The sequence below is a fragment of the Modicisalibacter luteus DSM 23508 genome (assembly GCF_000378505.1).
Classification (GTDB): Bacteria; Pseudomonadota; Gammaproteobacteria; order Pseudomonadales; family Halomonadaceae; genus Modicisalibacter; species Modicisalibacter luteus.
On sequence record NZ_KB899992.1, the window covers coordinates 250,874 to 272,317 of the forward strand.

26 protein-coding genes are annotated in these 21,444 nt (G+C 58.4%); 18 read left to right on the forward strand and 8 right to left on the reverse strand.

Translation table 11 applies throughout. The features are described 5' to 3' along the window. Positions 1-2: 2 nt before the first annotated feature. Both F568_RS0107790 and F568_RS0107795 read right to left on the reverse strand, forming a co-directional pair. A complete protein-coding gene (locus F568_RS0107790) occupies positions 3-560 on the reverse strand; it encodes a KdsC family phosphatase (protein WP_019018158.1) in 558 nt (185 codons plus the stop codon). A 159-nt stretch (positions 561-719) separates the two neighbouring features. Beyond that, the gene (locus F568_RS0107795; RefSeq protein WP_019018159.1) at positions 720-1,700 is read right to left on the reverse strand and encodes a KpsF/GutQ family sugar-phosphate isomerase; all 981 of its coding nucleotides are present in this window, start codon (positions 1,698-1,700) and stop codon (positions 720-722) included. Between the two features lie 203 nt (positions 1,701-1,903). Here F568_RS0107795 and F568_RS0107800 point away from each other — a divergent pair, with 203 nt between their 5' ends. The 9 genes from F568_RS0107800 to hisD all read left to right on the forward strand — a co-directional run bounded on the left by F568_RS0107800 (position 1,904) and on the right by hisD (position 8,663). Further along, positions 1,904-2,716 (forward strand): ATP-binding cassette domain-containing protein, encoded by an 813-nt coding sequence (locus F568_RS0107800; RefSeq protein WP_019018160.1) that lies wholly within the window; start codon positions 1,904-1,906, stop codon positions 2,714-2,716. Further along, on the forward strand, positions 2,713-3,501 hold the full coding sequence (gene mlaE / locus F568_RS0107805; protein WP_019018161.1) for a lipid asymmetry maintenance ABC transporter permease subunit MlaE: 789 nt from the start codon (positions 2,713-2,715) through the stop codon (positions 3,499-3,501). Before F568_RS0107800 ends, mlaE begins: the two co-directional genes overlap by 4 nt. Continuing rightward, the gene (mlaD, locus tag F568_RS0107810) at positions 3,498-3,962 is read left to right on the forward strand and encodes an outer membrane lipid asymmetry maintenance protein MlaD (protein WP_019018162.1); all 465 of its coding nucleotides are present in this window, start codon (positions 3,498-3,500) and stop codon (positions 3,960-3,962) included. Before mlaE ends, mlaD begins: the two co-directional genes overlap by 4 nt. A gap of 20 nt (positions 3,963-3,982) precedes the next feature. Then, the gene (locus F568_RS0107815; RefSeq protein ID WP_019018163.1) at positions 3,983-4,636 is read left to right on the forward strand and encodes an MlaC/ttg2D family ABC transporter substrate-binding protein; all 654 of its coding nucleotides are present in this window, start codon (positions 3,983-3,985) and stop codon (positions 4,634-4,636) included. Further along, positions 4,633-4,971 carry an STAS domain-containing protein gene (locus tag F568_RS0107820; protein ID WP_019018164.1) on the forward strand — a complete coding sequence of 113 codons (339 nt, stop codon included), beginning with the start codon at positions 4,633-4,635 and terminating at the stop codon, positions 4,969-4,971. The genes F568_RS0107815 and F568_RS0107820 overlap by 4 nt, the downstream gene beginning before the upstream one ends. 121 nt (positions 4,972-5,092) lie before the next feature. Continuing rightward, positions 5,093-5,347 carry a BolA family protein gene (locus F568_RS0107825; protein WP_019018165.1) on the forward strand — a complete coding sequence of 85 codons (255 nt, stop codon included), beginning with the start codon at positions 5,093-5,095 and terminating at the stop codon, positions 5,345-5,347. A gap of 13 nt (positions 5,348-5,360) precedes the next feature. Further along, positions 5,361-6,623 carry a UDP-N-acetylglucosamine 1-carboxyvinyltransferase gene (gene murA / locus F568_RS0107830; RefSeq protein WP_019018166.1) on the forward strand — a complete coding sequence of 421 codons (1,263 nt, stop codon included), beginning with the start codon at positions 5,361-5,363 and terminating at the stop codon, positions 6,621-6,623. 37 nt (positions 6,624-6,660) lie between these two features. Then, positions 6,661-7,317, forward strand: a complete 657-nt coding sequence (gene hisG, locus F568_RS0107835) for an ATP phosphoribosyltransferase (protein ID WP_019018167.1) — start codon at positions 6,661-6,663, stop codon at positions 7,315-7,317. Positions 7,318-7,337: 20 nt separating this feature from the next. After that, positions 7,338-8,663 (forward strand): histidinol dehydrogenase, encoded by a 1,326-nt coding sequence (gene hisD / locus F568_RS0107840; protein ID WP_019018168.1) that lies wholly within the window; start codon positions 7,338-7,340, stop codon positions 8,661-8,663. A 57-nt stretch (positions 8,664-8,720) separates the two neighbouring features. Here hisD and F568_RS0107845 read toward each other — a convergent pair whose 3' ends face one another. Beyond that, positions 8,721-9,914: a Do family serine endopeptidase gene (locus tag F568_RS0107845; RefSeq protein WP_019018169.1), complete on the reverse strand. Its 1,194-nt coding sequence runs from the start codon at positions 9,912-9,914 to the stop codon at positions 8,721-8,723. A gap of 96 nt (positions 9,915-10,010) precedes the next feature. On the opposite strand from F568_RS0107845, the gene F568_RS0107850 reads away from it, so the two are divergent. Then, positions 10,011-10,769 (forward strand): Nif3-like dinuclear metal center hexameric protein, encoded by a 759-nt coding sequence (locus F568_RS0107850; protein ID WP_019018170.1) that lies wholly within the window; start codon positions 10,011-10,013, stop codon positions 10,767-10,769. A gap of 74 nt (positions 10,770-10,843) precedes the next feature. Here the strand turns inward: F568_RS0107850 and F568_RS0107855 are convergent, their stop codons facing one another. Further along, complete coding sequence (locus F568_RS0107855) at positions 10,844-11,296, reverse strand: Z-ring associated ZapG family protein (protein ID WP_019018171.1); 453 nt, start codon at positions 11,294-11,296, stop codon at positions 10,844-10,846. A 216-nt stretch (positions 11,297-11,512) separates the two neighbouring features. Between F568_RS0107855 and zapE the strand changes: the two genes are divergently transcribed. The 8 genes from zapE to F568_RS0107895 all read left to right on the forward strand — a co-directional run bounded on the left by zapE (position 11,513) and on the right by F568_RS0107895 (position 17,913). Beyond that, positions 11,513-12,706 (forward strand): cell division protein ZapE, encoded by a 1,194-nt coding sequence (gene zapE, locus F568_RS0107860; protein WP_019018172.1) that lies wholly within the window; start codon positions 11,513-11,515, stop codon positions 12,704-12,706. Between the two features lie 200 nt (positions 12,707-12,906). Next, positions 12,907-13,335 (forward strand): 50S ribosomal protein L13, encoded by a 429-nt coding sequence (gene rplM, locus F568_RS0107865; RefSeq protein ID WP_026300401.1) that lies wholly within the window; start codon positions 12,907-12,909, stop codon positions 13,333-13,335. 13 nt (positions 13,336-13,348) lie between these two features. Then, a complete protein-coding gene (gene rpsI, locus F568_RS0107870; RefSeq protein WP_019018174.1) occupies positions 13,349-13,738 on the forward strand; it encodes a 30S ribosomal protein S9 in 390 nt (129 codons plus the stop codon). Between the two features lie 213 nt (positions 13,739-13,951). Next, positions 13,952-14,548 (forward strand): ubiquinol-cytochrome c reductase iron-sulfur subunit, encoded by a 597-nt coding sequence (gene petA, locus F568_RS0107875; protein ID WP_026300402.1) that lies wholly within the window; start codon positions 13,952-13,954, stop codon positions 14,546-14,548. Next, the gene (locus F568_RS0107880; protein ID WP_019018176.1) at positions 14,548-15,810 is read left to right on the forward strand and encodes a cytochrome b; all 1,263 of its coding nucleotides are present in this window, start codon (positions 14,548-14,550) and stop codon (positions 15,808-15,810) included. The genes petA and F568_RS0107880 overlap by 1 nt, the downstream gene beginning before the upstream one ends. Continuing rightward, on the forward strand, positions 15,807-16,577 hold the full coding sequence (locus F568_RS0107885) for a cytochrome c1 (RefSeq protein ID WP_019018177.1): 771 nt from the start codon (positions 15,807-15,809) through the stop codon (positions 16,575-16,577). Before F568_RS0107880 ends, F568_RS0107885 begins: the two co-directional genes overlap by 4 nt. 149 nt (positions 16,578-16,726) lie before the next feature. Beyond that, complete coding sequence (sspA, locus tag F568_RS0107890) at positions 16,727-17,350, forward strand: stringent starvation protein SspA (RefSeq protein WP_019018178.1); 624 nt, start codon at positions 16,727-16,729, stop codon at positions 17,348-17,350. Positions 17,351-17,421: 71 nt separating this feature from the next. Beyond that, complete coding sequence (locus F568_RS0107895) at positions 17,422-17,913, forward strand: ClpXP protease specificity-enhancing factor (protein WP_019018179.1); 492 nt, start codon at positions 17,422-17,424, stop codon at positions 17,911-17,913. A 67-nt stretch (positions 17,914-17,980) separates the two neighbouring features. On the opposite strand, the gene F568_RS0107900 is transcribed toward F568_RS0107895, so the two are convergent. Genes F568_RS0107900 through F568_RS0107915 form a run of 4 tightly spaced genes read right to left on the reverse strand, consistent with a single transcriptional unit; the run spans position 17,981 to position 21,402 of the window. Then, the gene (locus tag F568_RS0107900) at positions 17,981-18,556 is read right to left on the reverse strand and encodes a BON domain-containing protein (RefSeq protein ID WP_019018180.1); all 576 of its coding nucleotides are present in this window, start codon (positions 18,554-18,556) and stop codon (positions 17,981-17,983) included. Positions 18,557-18,561: 5 nt separating this feature from the next. Beyond that, positions 18,562-19,155, reverse strand: a complete 594-nt coding sequence (locus tag F568_RS0107905; RefSeq protein WP_019018181.1) for a phosphoheptose isomerase — start codon at positions 19,153-19,155, stop codon at positions 18,562-18,564. 23 nt (positions 19,156-19,178) lie between these two features. Further along, entirely contained in the window at positions 19,179-19,547 is a 369-nt protein-coding gene (locus F568_RS0107910; protein WP_019018182.1) for a YraN family protein, read from the reverse strand. Then, positions 19,537-21,402 carry a penicillin-binding protein activator gene (locus tag F568_RS0107915; protein ID WP_019018183.1) on the reverse strand — a complete coding sequence of 622 codons (1,866 nt, stop codon included), beginning with the start codon at positions 21,400-21,402 and terminating at the stop codon, positions 19,537-19,539. Before F568_RS0107915 ends, F568_RS0107910 begins: the two co-directional genes overlap by 11 nt. Positions 21,403-21,444 lie beyond the last annotated feature (42 nt).

Below are 21,444 nucleotides of genomic sequence, written 5' to 3' on the forward strand. Positions count from 1 at the left end.
GGTTAATGCTGCCCGTACAGGAAGGTATCCAGGACGGAGGCCCAGTGCCCCTGCATCTGGAGCAAGCCATCACAGATCTCACGGACGGCGCCATCTCCGCCACGGCGAGCGGTGACCCACTCGGCATGCTCACGGATATAGGCAGGAGCATTGGGGACGCTGATCCCCAGGCCGACCTGGCGAATGGAAGGCAGATCGGGAAAATCGTCGCCGCAATAGGCGACTTCGGTAAAAACCATCCCGAGTTGTGCAAGCAAGCTTTTCAGAACCTCCAGCTTATCGTCCCGACCCTGGATAACATGCTCGATACCCAATGCGGCCGCCCGTTGGCTGACCATGGGGGACTCCCGTCCGGTGATGATTGCAACCTTGACGCCTGAGCGCTGCAGCAACTTGATGCCGAGTCCGTCCTGGGTGCTGAAGGCTTTGAGTTCTTGGCCATCTGCCTGGAAATAGAGTTGCCCGTCGGTCATGACACCGTCCACGTCCAGCACCAGCAGGCGAATGTGGCGCGCCCGTTCGATCAGGCCGGGACTGTTGAGACGTGGGTCGAGTACCATGGCATGCTCTCCTTACTAGGCTATCCGTAGTGGCTTAACGAGCGTGACAGGGATCTGTTCCGCTGGCTGAGCTCGTTACAGGCGCGAAGTTTACCTGTTGTGGTCAGGTATTGTGAGGGAGAGAAGGCAAACTTGTCGGCAGTCAGGTCGACAGTTGACTCAGATGACACCGCTGGCAAGAAGGTCGTGCATGTGCAAAGCACCGATTGGATGGTCGTCATCATCAACCACTGCCAGCGCAGTGATGCGGTTGTCCTCCATGATTTTTACCGCCTCGGCGGCAAGCATGCCAGGGCGGACCCGTTTGCCACCCCGGGTCATCACGTCATCGACTCGCAAGCTGCGCAGGTCGCCGTAATGGTCCAGGGTGCGTCTTAGATCCCCATCCGTATAGACGCCTTCCAGCCGGTTGGCATCATTCACGACACAGGTGAACCCTAGCCCTTGGCGGGTAATCTCCAGTAGTGCATCGCGCAGCGGACTGCCGAGCGGGACGCTAGGCAGGCGATCACCGCCATGCATGAGGTCCTCGACCCTGAGCAGCAGACGTCGACCCAGACTGCCGCCCGGATGCGACAAGGCAAACTCCTCGGCGGTAAATCCACGCGCTTCAAGCAGGGCAACGGCCAGGGCGTCGCCGAGCGCCAGGGCAGCAGTCGTCGAAGAGGTTGGGGCCAAATCCAGCGGGCACGCTTCACGCGCCACGCCAGCATCGAGATGTGCTTCGGCATGTCTCGCCAGGGTTGAGCCGGGGCGTCCGGTCATGCTCACCAGAGGGGTGCCCATGCGCTTCAATAGGGGTAAAAGGGCGGTGACCTCACTGGTCTCGCCCGAATTGGATAGCGCAAGTACGACATCTCTAGACGTAATCATGCCGAGATCGCCGTGACTGGCTTCGCCGGGATGAACGAAAAACGCTGGCGTGCCGGTACTTGCTAGAGTAGCGGCGATTTTGCGAGCGATGTGGCCCGACTTGCCCATGCCTGTGACTACGACTCGTCCTTGACATGCCAGTATCAGCCGGCAGGCATCATCGAAATCCTCGGAAAGCTTGGCTGCGAGCGCGGCAACGGCCTGCTGTTCCAGATCCAGGGTACGTCGCGCACTGGTGCGAAAAGCGAAGTCGGTATTGACTGTCATGGTGAAATTGTTGCCCCTTTGGCCTCAAGGCTCAAGCAGAACGGGTCGGACGGGGTAGCGTGTGTCCCGTGTGCCTGCCGTCGGTGAGGCGCCATTAAACGCATTGCATGAGGTGTCTGCAAGCTACGCCCGCACGCCATTGTGGCGATGTCGGTCCTAGTTAGGATACGATGTTCGATAATTTTTCGTGACGGAACCTGTGCATGAGTGATGCGATGCTCGTCGACCTGAAAGGCGTACGCTTTTCTCGTGGCGAGAAGGAGATATTCCGGGGCGTCGATTTGCAGGTACCGCGTGGCAAGATCACGGCCATCATGGGGCCGAGTGGTACAGGTAAGACGACGCTGCTCAAGCTGATCGGGGGGCAGTTGGCCCCTGATTCTGGCAGTGTGTGTATTGCTGGACAGAACGTGCATCGCCTGCCCAGGCGTGAGCTGTTCCGGCTGCGTCGGCGGATGGGCATGCTATTTCAGAGTGGAGCCCTGTTTTCCGACCTCGACGTGTTTGAGAATGTGGCGTTTCCCTTACGCGTACATACCGATCTGCCCGATGCGATGATTCGTGATGTGGTGTTGATGAAGCTTGAGGCGGTCGGCCTGCGCGGTGCGCGACAGCTGATGCCCGCCGAACTCTCGGGCGGTATGTTGCGGCGCGTGGCACTGGCGCGGGCCGTAGCGTTAGATCCCGAGCTTATCCTGTATGACGAACCCTTCGTTGGGCAGGATCCCATTTCGATGGGGGTGCTGGTCCAGCTGATTCGCAAGGTCAACCAGGCTTTGGGTCTTACGGCCGTCGTGGTTTCCCACGATATCAAGGAGACCCTGTCGATCGCCGACTATGTTTATGTGATATCGGATGGGCAGGTCATGGCTCATGGTACGCCTGCGTCGCTCGATGTCGATCAGGATCCCCGTGTCAGTCAGTTCATCCATGGCGAGCCGGATGGTCCGGTGCCTTTCCATTACCCGGCGCCAGATTATTTCAGTGATATCCTGGCCGAGAGGGCAGGGTCATGAATCTGGTGCACCGTATTGCTGCACTGGGGCGAGGTACGCTCTATTTACTCGAGTCCCTTGGGCGGGCTGGCATATTTTTGCTGCAATCGAGCGTCGGCATCCCTTCACGCGAGGGGTGGTACCTTTGGCTACGCCAGATGCACTTCGTGGGCGTGATGTCGCTGGCGATCGTCCTCGTTTCAGGTGTTTTCATTGGCATGGTGCTCAGCCTGCAGGGCTATACCATCTTGGTGGACTTCGGAGCCGAAGAAGCCTTGGGGCAGATGGTTGCGTTGTCGCTGCTTCGAGAGCTGGCGCCGGTGGTAGCCGCGTTGTTGTTCGCGGGGCGCGCCGGGTCAGCATTAACGGCTGAAATCGGCCTGATGAAAGCTACCGAGCAATTGTCCAGCATGGAAATGATCGGTGTCGATCCATTGCGCCGGGTAGTTGCGCCCAGGCTGTGGGCGGGCTTCGTGTCGCTACCTCTGCTGACGGTGGGTTTTAGCGTGGTAGGTATCTGGGGAGGTTACCTGGTCGGCGTGGAGTGGCTGGGGGTCTATGAAGGAGCCTACTGGAGTGGAATGCAAAGCAGCGTGGGCTTCTTTGACGATGTCGGTAATGGCTTGGTCAAGAGTCTGGTGTTTGCCCTCGTCGTGACCTGGATCGCCGTCTTTCAAGGCTATGATCTGATTCCTACTTCCGAAGGTATTTCCCGCGCAACCACACGCACGGTGGTGTATTCCTCGCTGGCCGTACTCGGGCTGGATTTCGTGCTGACGACGCTGATGTTTGGAGAGCTTGGATGAAGCGCAGCAAGATGATGGAGTTTGGGGTCGGCCTGTTCATGCTGGCAGGCATTCTGGGGCTGGTGTTTCTCGGGCTGCGCGTCAGTGGGCTGGGTAACGGGATCAGCGGGGAGACCTTCACCCTTTACGCCGATTTCGCCAATATCGGCGGTTTGAAGCCGCGGTCCAAGGTTACGCTGGCGGGTGTGCAGGTCGGCCAGGTTGCTGATGTCGAGCTGGATCAGGAATGGTTCGAAGCACGTGTCACGCTGAAGCTGGATGCCGATCTGGAGGGCAAATTGCCACGCGACACCACGGCCGCCATCCTGACCTCGGGCTTGCTCGGTGAACAGTACCTCGGTCTGTCGGTGGGAGGCGATCCGGACACCCTGGCCAATGGCGATACGATCCGGGACACCCAGCAAGCGTTAGTGCTTGAAGAACTGATTCAGCAATTCGTGTCCAACATGGTTAGAGAATGAACCGTTTTTCAGGAGTTCGTATGAACGAGTGGACGTCTGTAGTGAAGCGCATCCCGGTACTCCTTTTGTCGCTGTGCCTGGTTCTGTTTGCCTCGCAAGTATCGGCCCAAGCCCCTGAGCAAGTGATTCGCGATAGCATCAAGCAGTTGATGGGGCAGATCGAAGGGCGCAAGGATTATTTTGCCCAGCATCCTGAGGAGCTCAAGAGGTTGGTCGACGAAAGCCTTGAGGGAGCGGCGGACTTTCGTTACATCGGCGCCAGCGTGATGGGGCGCTATTTCCGCAATGCCACGCCCGAGCAGCGCTCGCGCTTTGCCAAGGTGTTCCGCCAGACATTGATCGATACCTATGCCAAAGGGTTGGTTACCTTCGATTACCGCGACCTTCGCGTGCTGGAGGGCACCGGGTCGCGCTATGAGGACCAGACCAGCGTGGACATGGAAGTCGTCGCCACGAACGGCCAAGTCTATCCGGTCAGCTATAGCCTGCGTCAGAATGACGATGGTCAATGGAAAGTCGTCAATGTCATCGTCAATGGCATCAATCTCGGGCTGACTTTCCGCAACCAGTTTGACCAGGCAATGCGCGAGAACAACCGTGATTACGATCAGGTCATCAATGGCTGGGCACCGGAGGTAGGTACCGAGGAGCTGGAGCAGGGCCGCGAAGCATGACCACCCTGCTGCAAGGGATAGCGCGACTTGAGGCGCGCGATAATGTGCTGGTCGCCAGCGGCGAGGCCGGTTTCGATGTGGCGGCAGCTCTGGCCGAGAAAGGTTGTGAGTGGCTCATGCAGCAATCTTCGGGTGGCCAGGTCATTTTCGATCTGAGCGGCGTCGACCAAGCCAGCAGTGCAGCGCTGAGCGTCATGCTCGAGTGGCTGCGCTGTGCTCGCCAATGTCATCTAACGGTGACGGCGGTTCGTTTGTCCGTGCCGCTGTCACGCCTTACTGCCATGGCTGGGCTTGATCGGTTGTTGCCCGAAGTGTATGCCGATACCTCTCTTTGAGGTGTCGGCATCGCCATCGTCCTCGCTTTTCATTACCATGGGGCATCGTGAGTCACTCTTGGCCGCACCTCGGTGTCTGCCGGCGGTGCGTACAGATTATTAATAGGAGCCACCGCAACCCATGCAACCCAATGACGTCAAGGCGCTGCTCGAATCTCGAATCGAGAACTGCGATTTTTATATTCAGGGTGAGGGCTGCAACTTTCAGGTCATTGCTGTCGGCGATGTCTTCCAGGGTCTTGGTCCCGTCAAGCGACAGCAGTTGATTTATGGTGCGCTGTCCGAGGAAATTGCCAGCGGCGCTCTGCACGCAGTCAGCATCAAAACCTATACCCCGGCGCAGTGGCAGCAGGCGCCCGAGAATTCCCAGGCCTGAGCGCAACGGATCCATGGACAAGTTGATCATCACCGGCAATGGCCCCCTCGACGGCGAGGTCTGGGCCAGTGGGGCCAAGAATTCCGCCTTGCCAATCCTGGCCGCGACGCTGCTGGCCGATGGGCCCGTCACTATCGGTAACCTACCGCATCTTCAGGACATTACCACCACGCTGGAATTGCTCGGGCGCATGGGCGTCGAGCCAGTCATGGGCGAGAAGATGACCATCCAGCTCGATGGTTCACAAGTGCATGATTGTCATGCGCCTTACGACCTGGTCAAGAAGATGCGTGCCTCGATCCTGGTGCTGGGGCCGTTGCTGGCCCATTTCGGCAAGGCCGATGTCTCGTTGCCAGGTGGTTGCGCCATCGGTACTCGCCCGGTGGATCTGCATATTCGTGGCCTCGAGGCCATGGGGGCAAAGATTCATGTCGAAGGCGGCTACATTCGAGCGCGTGTCGATGGCCGTCTCAAGGGCGCAACGATCATCTTCGACACGGTGACAGTGACAGGGACCGAAAACCTGCTGATGGCAGCCACCCTGGCCGATGGAACCACTGTGCTCGAGAACGCTGCGCGCGAACCCGAGGTCGTTGATCTGGCAGAGTGCCTGATCGCCATGGGGGCCAAGATCCGTGGCCACGGTACCGATACCATTACCGTTGAAGGCGTCAGACGCCTTAATGGCTGTTATTACGATGTCATGCCCGATCGTATCGAGACCGGCACCTTCCTGGTGGCTGCTGCGGCGACAGGCGGGCGTGTACGTGTGCGCAACACGCGGGCCGATATTCTTGAAGCCGTACTGGCTAAGCTGCAGGAGGCTGGCGCACACGTTACCGCTGGCGAGGGCTGGATCGAACTTGACATGCGGGGCCGCCGACCCAAGGCGGTAAACTTGCGTACGGCGCCGTACCCGGCTTTCCCCACCGACATGCAAGCGCAGTTCGTGGCCCTGAATGCAGTGGCCGAAGGGACTGGGCGGGTAGTGGAGACGATCTTCGAGAATCGTTTCATGCACGTTCAGGAGCTCAAGCGCATGGGAGCAGACATCGCGTTAGAGGGCAATACGGCGTTGGTGACAGGCGTGAAAAGGCTGTCCGGGGCGCCGGTAATGGCGACCGACTTGCGAGCGTCGGCGAGTCTGGTGATTGCCGCGATGGTCGCTGAGGGCGAGACGATGGTCGACCGTATTTACCATATCGATCGCGGCTATGAGTGCATCGAGGAAAAACTACAATTGCTGGGTGCTCGCATCCGCCGCGTGCCGGGTTGATGCCGCCATCGCATTAGTCACCAAGTAGCGACCTACTATGAGCAAGCAACTGATTCTAGCCCTTTCCAAGGGCCGTATTCTGAAGGAAACCCTGCCGCTATTGGCTGATGCCGGCATTGAGCCGGCCGAGAACCTGGACAAGAGCCGCAAGCTCTTGTTCGATACCAACCTCGATGACGTGAAGCTGGTAGTGATTCGTGCTGTCGATGTGCCGACCTACGTACAGCTGGGCGCCGCCGACCTTGGTATTGCTGGCAAGGACGTGCTGCTCGAGCATGGTGCCGAAGGCCTCTACGAGCCACTAGACCTCGAAATCGCCCGCTGTCGCCTGATGACTGCCGGGGTCGTGGGGGCAAAGCCGGCGCGTGCCCGTCGCCGAGTGGCTACCAAGTTTGTCAACGTGGCGCGTCGCTATTATGCCGAGCAGGGCATTCAGGCAGAAGTTATCAAGCTCTATGGTGCCATGGAGCTCGCGCCGCTAATGAACCTGGCCGACGAAATCGTAGATATCGTCGATACTGGAAACACCTTGCGCGCCAATGGCATGGAACCGCGCGAGCTGATCGAAGGCATCAGCACCCGACTGGTGGTCAACAAGGCCGCCATGACCATGAAACACGAGCGGCTTAAACCCCTGATCGAACGCTTGCGCGATGCCGTCGCCATGCGCCGTGCCGACGCTGCCGCTTCCTGATCGAGACGATGAGAAACACCATGGCCGAGACAGCTGCACGCCAGATCAAGATAGCCAGGCTATCGACTGCCGATGCCAATTTCGACGCCTCGCTCGAGGCTCTGTTGTCCTGGGAAGGCGTTTCCGACGCCCAGGTGCAACAGCGTGTAGAGGAGATTCTGCATGCAGTCAGAACGCGGGGAGACACGGCATTAGTCGAAGCCTCGAATCGCTTCGATCGCCTTTCCGTCAGTTCTATGGCGGAACTGACGCTGGACAAGGCGCGGCTGCGTCAGGCCTACGACGGTTTGCCCGCAGAGCAGCGCGATGCATTGGCTGTGGCTGCCGAGCGCATCCGTGTTTATCACGAGCGTCAGAAGCCCGAGTCATGGCAGTATACCGAAGCCGACGGTACGGTATTGGGCCAGAAGGTGACGCCGCTTGATCGCGCCGGTATCTACGTACCCGGCGGCAAGGCAGCGTACCCTTCCTCAGTGCTGATGAATGCGGTTCCTGCCCATGTAGCGGGTGTCAGGGAAATCGTTATGGTCGTGCCTACGCCTGACGGGGTGCTTAACGAGCTGGTCCTGGCAGCCGCTTACCTGGCCGGAGTCGACCATGTATTCACTATCGGTGGCGCCCAAGCCGTAGCGGCATTGGCTTACGGCACTGAAAGTGTCCCGCGAGTCGACAAGATCGTAGGGCCGGGCAATATTTATGTAGCTACCGCCAAGCGTGCCGTTTTCGGGCAGGTGGGTATCGACATGATCGCCGGTCCGTCCGAGATTCTGGTGCTGTCTGACGGCGGTACCGATCCCGAATGGCTGGCGATGGACCTGTTCTCCCAGGCCGAGCATGACGAGGATGCCCAGGCAATTCTCGTGAGCTGGGACGCCGAGCACATCGATGCTGTCGAGGCGGCCATCGAGCGGCTGTTGCCTACTATGGAGCGTGAACCGATCATTCGCGCCTCCCTCGAATCGCGCGGAGCGCTGATTTCCTGTAACAATCGTGAAGAAGCCGTCTCCTTGATCAACCGAATCGCGCCGGAGCATCTTGAGCTTTCTGTCGAAGATCCTGAGGCGCTACTGCCCGATATTCGACATGCAGGGGCCATCTTCATGGGCCGTTACACGGCGGAAGTGCTGGGCGATTACTGTGCCGGACCCAACCATGTCCTGCCAACATCGGGCACGGCGCGCTTCTCGTCTCCATTGGGGGTTTATGATTTTCAGAAGCGCTCGTCGATCATCCACTGCTCATCGGCTGGCGCTTCGACATTGGGGCGCACCGCATCCATATTGGCGCGCGGCGAGTCGCTGACTGCGCATGCTCGTTCTGCGGAGAACCGGATCCGAAACGATTGATTGCCGCGCGGGGATAGTTCAGGCCCACACTGCCATTGGCGATGTGGGCCTTTTTGGTCAGCGCTGCGAAGGTGGTGGGCGCTCGCCGGCCACGATCTCGATCTCGAGAGTATCGCCGTTGCGTACCACCTTGAGGGGCAGTCGCGTTCCAGGCTCGATATCGGCGATGTCGGCCATAGCCACTCGCGGGTCGAGTATCGGTTTGCCGTCGATGGCCAGCAGAACATCTCCCGGCCGCAAGCCCGCTTGCTGGGCAGGGCCGTTCTGCACCACGCTGGACACGATGACGCCTTGGGCGGCATTAAGCCCAAACGAGGCGGCGAGTCCCGAGGTGATTTCCTGAACTTCCAGGCCGAGCCAGCCGCGTACTACCCGGCCATGTTGTACGAGTTCGTCGAGAATCTCGCGAGCCAGATTGACGGGAATTGCGAAACCGATACCCTGCGATCCTCCCGAGCGCGAGAATATTGCAGTATTGATGCCAACCAGGGCCCCATTGGCGTTGATAAGCGCTCCGCCTGAATTGCCGGGGTTGATTGCAGCATCAGTCTGAATGAAATCTTCATAGGCGGACAGGCCGAGATGGTTGCGGCCGGTAGCGCTGATAATGCCCATGGTCACGGTTTGGCCCACGCCGAAAGGATTTCCGATTGCCAGGCTGACATCGCCTACGGCGACGCTCTCGGAGTCTCCAAGGGCGATGGCGGGAAGGCTGTCGAGATTGATCTTGAGTACCGCCAGGTCGCTTTCCGGGTCGGTGCCGATGACATCGGCAAAGGTCTCACGTCCATCACGCAAGGCTACCTGAATCTGGTCTGCTCCGCTGATGACATGATGGTTGGTCAGGACATAGCCCTCGTCGCTGACGATAACCCCCGAGCCCAGGCTGGAGAGCATCCGCTGGCGCCTGGGCATCTCCTCTCCAAAGAACTGACGAAAAAAAGGATCGGACATCAAGGGGTGTTGCTCGCGCTCTACGACGCGTGATGAGTAGACATTCACCACGGCCGGGGCCGCCTTGTTGACGGCAGTTGCATAACTGACCGGTCCGCTCGAGCGCGAAAACGGGACGGCCTCGCGCAACTCGGGGGCCGGCCTCGGCTCGCTATTGGTCTCTCGTTGGATATAGTCGACTACTTGCGTAACCGGCTGCGAAGAACTGAACCATTGGGGAAATAGGTTGAGCAGCAGTACGGCCACGAGTATACCGCTGAGGATGGGCCAGATAAGCGGCTTCAGGTAGCGACGCATGAATGCGTTCCTTGTCGGTGAGGGCGATGGATCCGAGGCCAGAGGTTACAATGGGTAGCATTGTACACCGCAGCTCAACGACTGTCCGGAGGACCCATGATATCCCGTGATCGCTTGGTGCATACCTGCCATGAATTGTTGAAGGCCGATGCCTTCAAGGACTATACCCTCAATGGCCTGCAGGTCGCCGGTAGTGAAACTGTCGGAAAGGTGATGACCGGAGTGACCGCCTGCCAGGCACTCCTTGACGAAGCCGTCGCCTGGGGCGCCGATCTGGTACTGGTGCATCACGGCTATTTCTGGAAGAACGAGCCCGTGGCCATCGCTGGGATGAAACGCCGGCGGCTCGGAACGTTGATGGCGCATGACATTAATCTTCTCGCTTACCACTTGCCGCTGGATGCCCATGCGGCGCTAGGCAACAATGCCAGGCTGGCGACAGAGCTGGGCTTCACTGTCGAGGGCTGTGTCGACGGCGAAATGGGGGAAGGGCTGATCTGGCTTGGGGCGCCGCATGCACCGATGAACAACACTGAGCTTGGGCATCATCTGGCGCAGCGTTTGAAGCGCGAACCCGTGGTGATCGCAGGACATGATCGGCCCATAGAGCGCATCGCCTGGTGTACCGGAGGGGCTCAGGACATGATCATTCAGGCCTGTGAAGCGGGAGCCGATGCCTTTATCTCGGGCGAAATCTCAGAGCGTACGACGCATCTGGCCAGAGAAATGGGGATCAGTTATTACGCTGCGGGACATCATGCAACCGAGCGTTATGGCGTCCAGGCGTTAGGAGAGTGGCTAGCCTCCGAATTCGAGATAGAACATCGCTTCGTTGATATAGACAACCCGGCGTGACGTCCTTGGCGAGCCGCGCAATGGCGCCCGCAGGAACGACTTACTACGGGCGCCAATGAACAGGTTCGTCCGCCTCAATATCGGACCGGCTGAGGCTGCTCCTTTTCACTCGCTTCTTCCTGACGCAGCCCGTAGTCCTCCGCCAAAGTGCCGCGTCCGCCATCGGCATAGTCGCGAGGCATGGAGAGTTCGTCGCTCTCGGTTAAGGGGTCATCTGAGCTGTTGCCGTTCAGGCGTCGCTTAAGCTGCAGGTCGTCGCAGAGACGGTCGGCGCTCTGGTTGAGCTGCTGCTCGAGTTCTTGGCTCTGGCGTTGGATGCTTGCTACCAGATCTGTCGCCTTGGCGAAATGATCGTTGAGCGCATCGCGTACCTGGTTAAGTTCCAGCTCGGTTTCCGCCAATCGCTGGCGCACTTTTTGATTTCGCGCCACGTTGGCATTAAGTAGATGGTAGCCCAAGGCGCCAATGCCAATGCCGGCGAGAAAGCAGGCAATGGCCAGTATCCAGTCGATATTGCTTTCGTTCACGTTGCTCCCCTCTATTCACGCCCAGCCGCAGCGTGGAAAGACCAGGCTGTTATTACCCAGCATGCCACGTTGGTCATGGTCCACATCCAGGCGGCCCATTATATGGGGCATAAGGCAACACAGGTCAACGCGACGGAGTCCATGGCATGCGCAACATCGCTTGCCCGCGTATAATGACCGGCTCATCGACAGCCGTTCGAGGTATGCAAGACGCCCATGTGCGCGACTACGACTTCTCCGCCGAACTCCGCCGCCAAGCCCACTAGTCAGCCCCCTCTCAAGCGCTATCAGGCAGACCTGAAACGTGAGGGCTTCCAGTATGACGAGGCCCAGGAACGGGCCGTCAAGCATCTGCAACGGCTCTACGACGATTTGGTCAACACGCCACGCCGGGATCTGGCGCCGTCATCCGCGGAGCGTGGACTCAAGTCGAAGGTGGCGGGTCTGTTCGGAAAAAAATCGGCGCCTAGTCAGCAGGAACCGGAGACACCGGAAGTGACCGGCCTGTACTTCTGGGGAGGGGTGGGGCGCGGTAAGACTTACCTAGTCGACACCTTTTACGAGTCGTTGCCGTTTCCGGACAAGATGCGCACGCATTTCCATCGCTTTATGCAACGCGTACATACTGAACTGGAGCACTACAAGGGCGAGAAGAATCCATTGACACTGATCGCCGGCAAGTTTGCCAGCGAGGCCAGGGTGATCTGCTTCGACGAGTTCTTCGTCAAGGATATTACCGACGCCATGATTCTCGCCAACCTGCTTGAGGCGTTGTTCAGCAAGGGTGTCGTGCTGGTGGCGACATCAAATATCGTACCCGATGATCTCTACAAGGACGGCTTGCAGCGGGCGCGGTTTCTGCCAGCTATCGATCTCGTCAAGCGCCATTGCGAAGTGGTCAACGTTGACTCGGGGATCGATTACCGGCTGCGAGCGCTGGAACGTGCCGAGATTTTTCATCATCCGTTGGATAACGACGCCGCGATACAACTGGAGCGAAGCTTCCGGGAAATCGCGGGAGACGAGGGTGAGCGTGATGCGCCCATCGAGGTCAATCGTCGTATCCTGACGTCGCGGCGCGTCCACGAGGATGTCGTGTGGTTTGATTTTGGCATGTTGTGTGATGGTCCTCGCAGCCAGAACGACTACATCGAGCTGGCGCGCGAGTTTCATACCGTATTGGTATCCGATGTGCCGCAGATGGGGCGGGGCAGTGATGATCAAGCCCGGCGTTTCATCAATATGGTCGATGAATTCTATGATCGGGGCGTCAAGTTGCTGATGTCGGCCGAAACCGCGGCTGAGCAGCTCTACACCGAAGGCAATTTGACCTTCGAGTTCGAGCGTACGGTATCACGTCTGCAGGAAATGCAGTCACGTGAATATCTGGCCTTGCCTCACAAGCCTTGAGCCAGGCAGGGGAAAGAAGATGGGCAGCGGGTCGGCGTATCCGATGAATTTTCCCTTAACCTGAGCATGGGGCTCATGTACAATGCGCGCTCGCTCGACCGTTGTCGCTCCATGTGGAGGGCAACCAAGAAAAATAGGGATGGTCCTCGTCAACGTATCAAGTGGCGCAGGGCCCAATGTATCAATTGGTGATTGAATCCATGAAGACGTTCAGTGCTAAGCCGCAGTCCGTCCAGCGCGACTGGTTCGTCGTCGACGCGACTGACAAGACGCTCGGCCGTCTGGCTACCGAAATCGCTCGCCGCCTGCGCGGTAAGCATAAGCCGGAATATACCCCGCATGTTGATACCGGCGATTACATCGTCGTGATCAATGCCGAGAAGGTCCACGTGACCGGCAACAAGGCGCAGGCCAAGAATTACTATCGTCACACCGGCTATCCTGGTGGGCTGCGTTCCCTGTCCTTCGAGAAGATGATCGATCATGCGCCGGAGCGTGTTATCGAATCGGCCGTCAAGGGCATGCTGCCGAAAGGGCCGCTGGGTCGTGCCATGTATTCCAAGCTTAAGGTTTATGCTGGCACCGAACATCCGCACGCTGCGCAGCAGCCGCAAGAACTGAACATCTGAGGGATACTTCGCCATGTCACAGCAGTATTATGGTACCGGGCGTCGCAAGACTTCTACCGCTCGCGTCTTCCTGAAGCCGGGTACCGGCAAGATTACCGTCAACAGCCGTGAGCTGAACGAATACTTTGGTCGCGTTACCGCGCAAATGGTCGTTCGCCAGCCGCTGGAATTGACCCAGACCGGTGAGCAGTTCGACGTTTATGTCACTGTGGCCGGTGGTGGTGGCTCTGCACAGGCCGGTGCCATTCGCCACGGCATCACTCGTGCCCTGCTCGACTACAATGAAGAGTTCCGCAAGCCGCTGCGCGATGCTGGCTACGTGACTCGTGATGCTCGTGAAGTCGAGCGTAAGAAAGTTGGTTTGCGCAAGGCACGTCGTCGCCCGCAGTTCTCCAAGCGTTAAACGCGACTTCGCCAAGTGCTTCAAAAGCGCCCAGCCGATACAGGCTGGGCGCTTTTTTTTTCATCAGTGGATTGGGTTTGACGTTAGGTTGGGTCAAAAGCGCGCCAGTTTGTTTTGGCATGACGGAACTTTGTATCCGTGCGTTTCGAGGCGTTATTATCAAAGTGGGTGGCAGCGGGGCAGCAGCGGGTAATTGACGGGAGAAACCATACAATGACAAATAACGGCGTGAATAAAGGGAGGCGCCGTTTCCTTGTCGGCGCAACTACCGTGATTGGTGCGGTAGGCGCTGTTGGGGTGGCGGTCCCCTTTGTGGCTTCTTGGCAGCCTAGCGCAAGAGCACTGGCAGCAGGAGCTCCGGTAAGAGCGGATATTTCCAAGCTGGAAACGGGGCAGCAGATGACGGTCGAATGGCGGGGTAAGCCCGTCTGGGTCGTGCGTCGTTCCAAGGAAATGATCGAGCAGACCCGTAATGTTTCTCCCGAACGCCTGCGCGACCCACAGGCACAGGCCGATCAGCAGCCTAGTTATGCCAGTGGCCCGCTACGTTCCATCAAGCCGGAAATCGCCGTGTTCGTTGGTATCTGCACTCACCTCGGCTGTTCACCGACCTTCCGGCCGGAACCCGGCGCGGCCGACCTCGGCGGTGATTGGCCCGGAGGCTACTTCTGCCCTTGCCATGGCTCGCGCTTCGATCTGGCAGGGCGGGTATTTACAGGGGTGCCGGCACCGTTGAATCTCGAGGTACCGCCACACCGCTACGAGAGCGACACTGTTCTGGTGGTTGGCGAAGACGAGGAGGCGAGCTGATGGGCAACCCCAATCGCATCAAGGCGGAAAAGGGTTTCATGCGCTGGGTCGATGATCGTTTTCCTGCGACTCAGCTGTGGAAGGAACATCTCTCCGAATACTATGCCCCGAAGAATTTCAATGTCTGGTACTTCTTCGGCTCGCTGGCCATGCTCGTCCTGGTGAACCAGATACTGACCGGCATCTGGCTGACCATGAGCTACAACCCCAGCGCGGAAGGTGCGTTCGCCTCCGTTGAGTACATCATGCGTGATGTCGAATACGGCTGGTTGCTGCGCTACATGCATTCCACCGGCGCATCCGCCTTCTTCGTGGTGGTCTATCTACATATGTTCCGTGGCATGATGTACGGCTCCTACAAGGCGCCACGTGAGCTGGTGTGGATTTTTGGCATGTGCATCTACCTGGCCCTCATGGCCGAAGCTTTCATGGGGTATCTGCTGCCTTGGGGGCAGATGTCGTACTGGGGTGCGCAGGTTATCATTTCGCTGTTCTCGGCGATTCCTATCATTGGTGATGATCTGTCTCAATGGATACGCGGCGACTTTCTGATTTCCGGCATCACCCTGAATCGCTTCTTTGCCTTGCATGTCGTGGCTCTGCCGATCGTGATTCTGGGACTCGTCGTGCTTCATTTGATTTCCTTGCACGAGGTGGGTTCCAACAACCCGGATGGTATCGATATCAAGGCCATGAAGGATGAGGCCGGCAAGCCGTTGGACGGTATACCTTTTCATCCTTATTACACTGTCAAGGATCTCGTCGGGGTGGCGGTGTTCCTGTTCGTGTTCTGTGTAGTGCTTTTCTACTTCCCCGAAGGCGGAGGCTATTTCCTCGAGAAGCCGAACTTCGAGCCTTCCGACCCACTGAAGACCCCCGAACACATCGCGCCAGTCTGGTACTTCACACCGTTCTACGCCATGTTGCGGGCCGTCACGTTCAACCTGTTCGGCCTGGATTCCAAATTCTGGGGGGTGGTCGTGATGGGTGCTGCTATCGCGATTCTTTTTGTGCTGCCATGGCTGGACCGTTCGCCTGTCAACTCCATGCGTTACAAAGGCTGGATCTCTAAGGTTATGCTGGCGCTGTTTGCGATCAGCTTCGTGGTCTTGGGCGTGCTTGGGGTTTTGCCTTCTACCGAAGTGCGGACCGTCATCGCCCAAGTCGCCACACTAATGTATTTCGCTTACTTCTTGCTCATGCCGTTCTACACAAGGATTGAAAAAACCAAAATCGTTCCGACAAGGGTGACTGGCCAATGAGAAAGCAATTACTTGCACTGCTTCTTGTGCTGGCGCCCTTTATGGTTATGGCTGCGGGCGGTGAAACGGTACACCTCGAGAAGATGAATCCCGACCTGCATGACAAGCCCTCGTTGCAGCGGGGCATGAAGCTCTATACGAACTATTGCATGGGATGCCACTCCTTGGAGTACCAACGTTTCAGCCGGGCTGCCGAGGACCTGAATATTCCTCAGGAGCTGGTCGAGGAGAACCTGATCTTCTCGGAAGATCTGGCATTCAATGATCAGATGCGCATCGGCATGCCCGCCGACTCGGCAGAAGCCTGGTTCGGGACAGCGCCACCGGATCTCACGCTGATAGCGAGGCTGCGCGGTACCGACTGGATCTATACCTATTTACAAAGCTTCTATCTTGATCCTGAGCGCCCTTGGGGCGTGAACAATAGGGTTTTCCCCGACGTCGGCATGCCCAACGTGTTGGAGCCGCTGCAGGGAACGCAGGAAATGGTCTGTGGACGTACCCAAAAGGCGCTTCCCGAGGCCAAGCTTGACCCGCTGACGGGGCTTTATGAGTCTTGCCACGTGCTGCAGGTTACCGAGCCAGGCACAATGGAGCCCGAAGAATTTGAGCAAGCTGTGTGGGATATGACCAACTTCCTTGCCTATGTCGGCGAGCCGTCAAAACTGAAGGCGCAGTCATTAGGACCTAAGGTATTGATCTTTATTTTTATTTTCGGTGTTATTGCCTACCTGCTCAAGCGTGAATACTGGCGCGATGTGCACTAGCAAATTGCTGATAGGAAATTCGAGGGCGTGAGGTCGTTAGATCGCACGCCCTCGTCTGTTGTGAATCGCTCGGAATCCAACATTCGCGTCACGGTGGCGGCGGATGACATGTTATTATTGTAGACCGAACAGATGCGAGGAAGTATTACATGGGTGTAGTGGCCAAGCGGTCGTCGATGACCTTTTACTCAGGCAGTGAGGATCATTACAGCCACCGCGTGCGTATCGTGCTGGCGGAAAAAGGCGTTGCCGTGGATATCGTGGATGTCAGCGAGGGTAGTCGCCCCGACGAGCTGGCAGATCTCAACCCGTACAACAGTGTGCCCACGCTGCTGGATCGTGACTTGGTGCTCTACGAGTCCAAGGTCATGATGGAATACCTCGACGAACGTTTTCCGCATCCGCCCCTGTTGCCCGTCTATCCTGTGGCGAGGGCGCAAAGTCGGCTATGGATGCACCGAATCGAGCATGAATGGGCGCCGCTTGTCGAAACTATCCTCAGCAACGGTAAAGAAGCAGACAAGGCTCGTAAGGAGCTGCGTGAGAGCCTGGTTGGCATCACGCCTATCTTCGAAGATATGGCTTTCTTCATGAGTGAGGAATTCTCACTGGTTGATTGCTGTATTGCGCCGATCTTATGGCGTCTGCCGGCCCTCGGCATCGAACTGCCCGAGCGCCAGGTCAAGCCGTTGATCACTTACATGGAGCGCCTGTTCGCACGCGATGCCTTCAAGGCCTCTCTATCGGAAGCCGAACGCGAAATGCGTACCTGAATCCACTAGCGACGACCGCGTCGTGCAATAGCCAACGCGCGGTTGCCGCCCAGATCAAGGGAGGCAAGACCATGCTTTCCAGCCGTCCCTACCTTGCCCGTGCCTTGTACGAGTGGTTGCTGGATAACGACCACACGCCTTACATCGTCGTGGATGCCGAGCGTGAAGGTGTTCAGGTGCCGGGGCAGTTTGTGCAGAACGGACAAATCGTGTTGAACATATCGCCTTCGGCGGTGCGTGACCTGTTGATATCCAACGAGGCAATCACCTTCAATGCGCGTTTCGGTGGCCAGCCGATGCAGGTCATCGTGCCCAGCGAGGCATTGATTGCCCTCTACGCTCGAGAGAATGGCGTAGGCATGGTGTTCGGTCATGAGCCGGTCATGCCAGGGTATGATCCGGCCCCGACAGGAGAGGCCGCTACAGATCAGGAGCCTGAGAGGCCCAGTCTTGAAGGTATTGATGGCAATAGTGCCTCGACTGACACCGAGGAACCGGAGGGATCAGAGGAGAAGAAGGACGGTGCGCGCAAAGGTCGTCCTTCGCTACGTGTAATCAAGTAGCGATGCATGAGGAACAAAAAAGCGGGAGGCATAACGCCTCCCGCTTTTTTGCATATGAGGAAGAGGATCAATCGAGGTATTCGAAGACCTTGACGATCCGTTGAACGCCGCCGATCTGGGAAACGACATTAACGACCCGCTCGGCTTCCTGGCGGCTAACCATGCCCATGAGATAGAGCGTGGCGTTTTCGCTGATGACTTCGACATGGCGTGAGTCGATGTTTTCGTTCAGTGCCAGTTCTGTCTGTGCGCGAGTTTCCAGCCAGTTGTCAGTCATACGCTGACTCATCGGCAGATTGGCCGCTACCGTCAGCTCGTTATGAACCTGGCGAACCATGCGTGTGTTCTGTGCAATCTGGCCCGCCTTGTCCTTGAGTTCCTGGCTAGGAACCTGGCCGTAAAGCAGTACAACGCCGTTGTAGCTGTTCACACCGACCCGTGCATCGATGAGACGGGCGTCAGCCTGCTCCATGGTCTTGATGATCTTGGACTCGATGCCCTCGTCCTCGACCTTGGTGCCTTGGGTCCTTACGCTAAAGTCTTCCCCCGCCGGAGTAGGGGTAGTGGCGCTGTTGATGGCAGTGCAACCACCAAGGCCAAGTGTCAGGACCAGCAAGGCTGGAAAGAGCGCTCCGTTTTTCATAGTCATCACTCGTTGCTGCCGAAAAGCTGTTCATCGATCAGGTCGCACAGGCAGTGTATTACCAGCAAGTGGACCTCCTGGATGCGGGCCGTCGATGTCGCAGGTACGCGAATTTCGCAATCGTCCTGGCCCAGCAGTGAGGCCATGTTACCTCCATCGCGGCCCGTCAGGGCGACCACGGTCATGTCGCGGTCATGAGCCGCCTGGATGGCCTGGATGACATTGGCCGAATTGCCACTGGTAGAAATGGCGAGAAGGATGTCACCTGGCTGGCCCAGGGCGCGTACCTGTTTGGAAAAGACTTCATTGTAACTGTAGTCGTTGGCAATCGATGTCAGTGTCGATGTGTCGGTAGTTAGCGCCAGTGCGGGTAAGCTGGGGCGCTCTCGCTCGAAGCGATTGAGTAGCTCCGATGAGAAGTGTTGGCTGTCGCCGGCACTGCCTCCGTTACCGCAGGCAAGAATCTTCCCTTCGTTCACTAGGCACTGGACCATCATCTGGCTGGCGACCTCAATAAAAGGTGGCAGCACCTCGCTGGCGTAGGTTTTGGTATCGATGCTCGCGTTGAAGTGGCCGAGTATGCGTGCTTGGAAATCCATGATGATCGATCGGTCCGTAGCGGTCAGAAGGCATCGAAGGCGGCGCGTACCCAGGTGAACTCCAGGTGCGGAGACGTTCCGGTTACGCCAACGACATCGAAACGACAGGGACATGATAGCCCGTTGCGTAACAGATAAAAACGCGCCGCCTGTATCAGGCGGCGCTGCTTGCTGGTATTGATGGTTTCCAGCGGATGGCCGTGGCGGTCATTGGTCCGGTGGCGAACCTCGACGAAAATCAGGGTATCGGCTTCGCGCATGACCAAGTCGAGCTCGCCTCCCTTGGCATGCTGGTTACGCGCGACAAAGCGCAATCCCTGGGTTTGAAGCCACTCGGCGGTGGCCCGTTCAATCGCTTCGCCCCGGGCCCTGGCGTTACGGCTAAGCACCATCACTGCTACGTCCTGCTCCGGTGGTATCGGGTGCCTCGCTTGGTGGGGCCGTGTCTGGCGTGGCTCGTTCGCCGGCGGGGTCCGGATCACTCGCATTATTGTGCAGCGGCGGCTGCGGTACGCCACCGGAGAACTGTGCCCAAGGCAGCTCTCGGTGAATGCGGCTATCGGTACCTACACTCAACGTACCGGTGGCACCGTAGATCTCGCTGCCGGGCAGGCTCATGAGAAGCGGCAATTTGCGCCCCAGTTCGTACGCATCGACACCCATTGCCTTGAGCTTGAACAGGGCGGGCTCTTCGTCGCTGCGCAGCTTGCGGTAGCTATCCAGGTAGGGCAGTGCCTCCTCGCCCCCTACGGCGGCGTCTGGAATGATCCAGGGAATCTCGACGAACATGACGTTGTTAAGGTCATGATCAACGCGTGGCTGCGGCCGGCCCTCGTAAAGGTGGGATGTAGCATAAATCGGCAGGCCACCTGCGTAGTAGAACTTCAACATGGGCGGGACCTGACGGGCATAGCTCGGCAGTGCGAGCAAAAACAGCATATCCATGTTGCGCTGGGCACGCTCGCCGCGCACATTGAGGAGCGGCTTGACGGCATTGGCTACCGAGGCTTCGGGGTTGTATCTGATCAGGCTGGCGACGTTTCCGCCCAACTCTTGCCAGGCTTGGCGAAACGTTTCTGAAACCCGGGATCCCCAGGGGTTGTCGGGGACCAGCATGCCGGCGCTGCGGTGGCCATCACGCCAGGCGCGCTGGGCTACCTGTCGTGCCTCGTCCTCCGCAGACAGGCCATACTGGAACAAGCCTTCGGCGTGATTGGTGGGGGCTGTGCCATAGTTCAGCGCCAGCGTCGGTAGCGGTACGTCATTGCGTACCTCCAGACGGGATACCTGCTCTTTATCCAGCGGGCCGATGACTACCTGGGCGCCTTCCATCTGGGCGCGGGCATACAGTGCCTGCATATCGACGCCAGTGGTGTCGTAAAAGCTGAGTTGTGGGGTCTGCTCGCCCTGGTCGAGCGCGCTCATGTGGCGTGCCTGGATACCCTCACGAAGTGCCTTGGCGACATTGGCCAGAGGCCCGGACTCCGGCAAGAAGACAGCGATATGGCGCACGTCGCGGCCTCGCAGCTCACGTAGCGCCTGGAGATCGCCAGGGAGGCGTCGTGCCGCCGGATGGTTGGGATAGGTGCTGCGCCATTCTTCGATACGCTCGAAGAGTCGAGCGATGTCACTGCTATTACGGCGCTGCAACTCGAGCAGTGCCAGCCAGCCCTGAACGGCCGGATCCTGAGTGTTGGCGAGTTCTTGCAGCGAAGAGCCGCGCAGGCGGGTCAGCTGCTGCCATATCTCGTCATTAAGCTCGAAGCCGGGATCATCCTTTTGTACCCCGATCAAGGTCTTGGTAGCGGGTAGAGGCTCGCCGACCATGCCTAGTGCGAGGCCGCGCCTATAGCGTAGGGTCAGGGCATCCTTGCGAGGGATCTCGATATTGCCTTCCAGCAAGGAGGTTGCTTCGATAACTAGCCTGCCGTCTTGCTGTGCCAGGCCGAGATAAGAGAGCAGCAGAGCTCGCTCGACACGCTCTGCCGGCGTAAGCAAGGAGGCGTCGATTTCTTTGACGATCTGGATCGCCTGCGCGTTGTCGCCCTGGCGTGCTAGGATGTCAGCGGCCTGCAGTCGGGTACGTGCCGCCTCTGTGCCGCTCTGGTTTTCGGCTTGGCTCAGTAGTTCGGAAGGTTCCTGCCCGTCGGGCAGACGCTCGACGACACCTTGCGGTGCAGCGCAACCGGCCAAAAGAAGTGCCACCAGGCCGGCACTCACCAGGCGGCGCAGCGATTTGTCTATCATTCTTGATTCCTTGTGACTGGCAAAGTTCGGCCAGATGGCGAC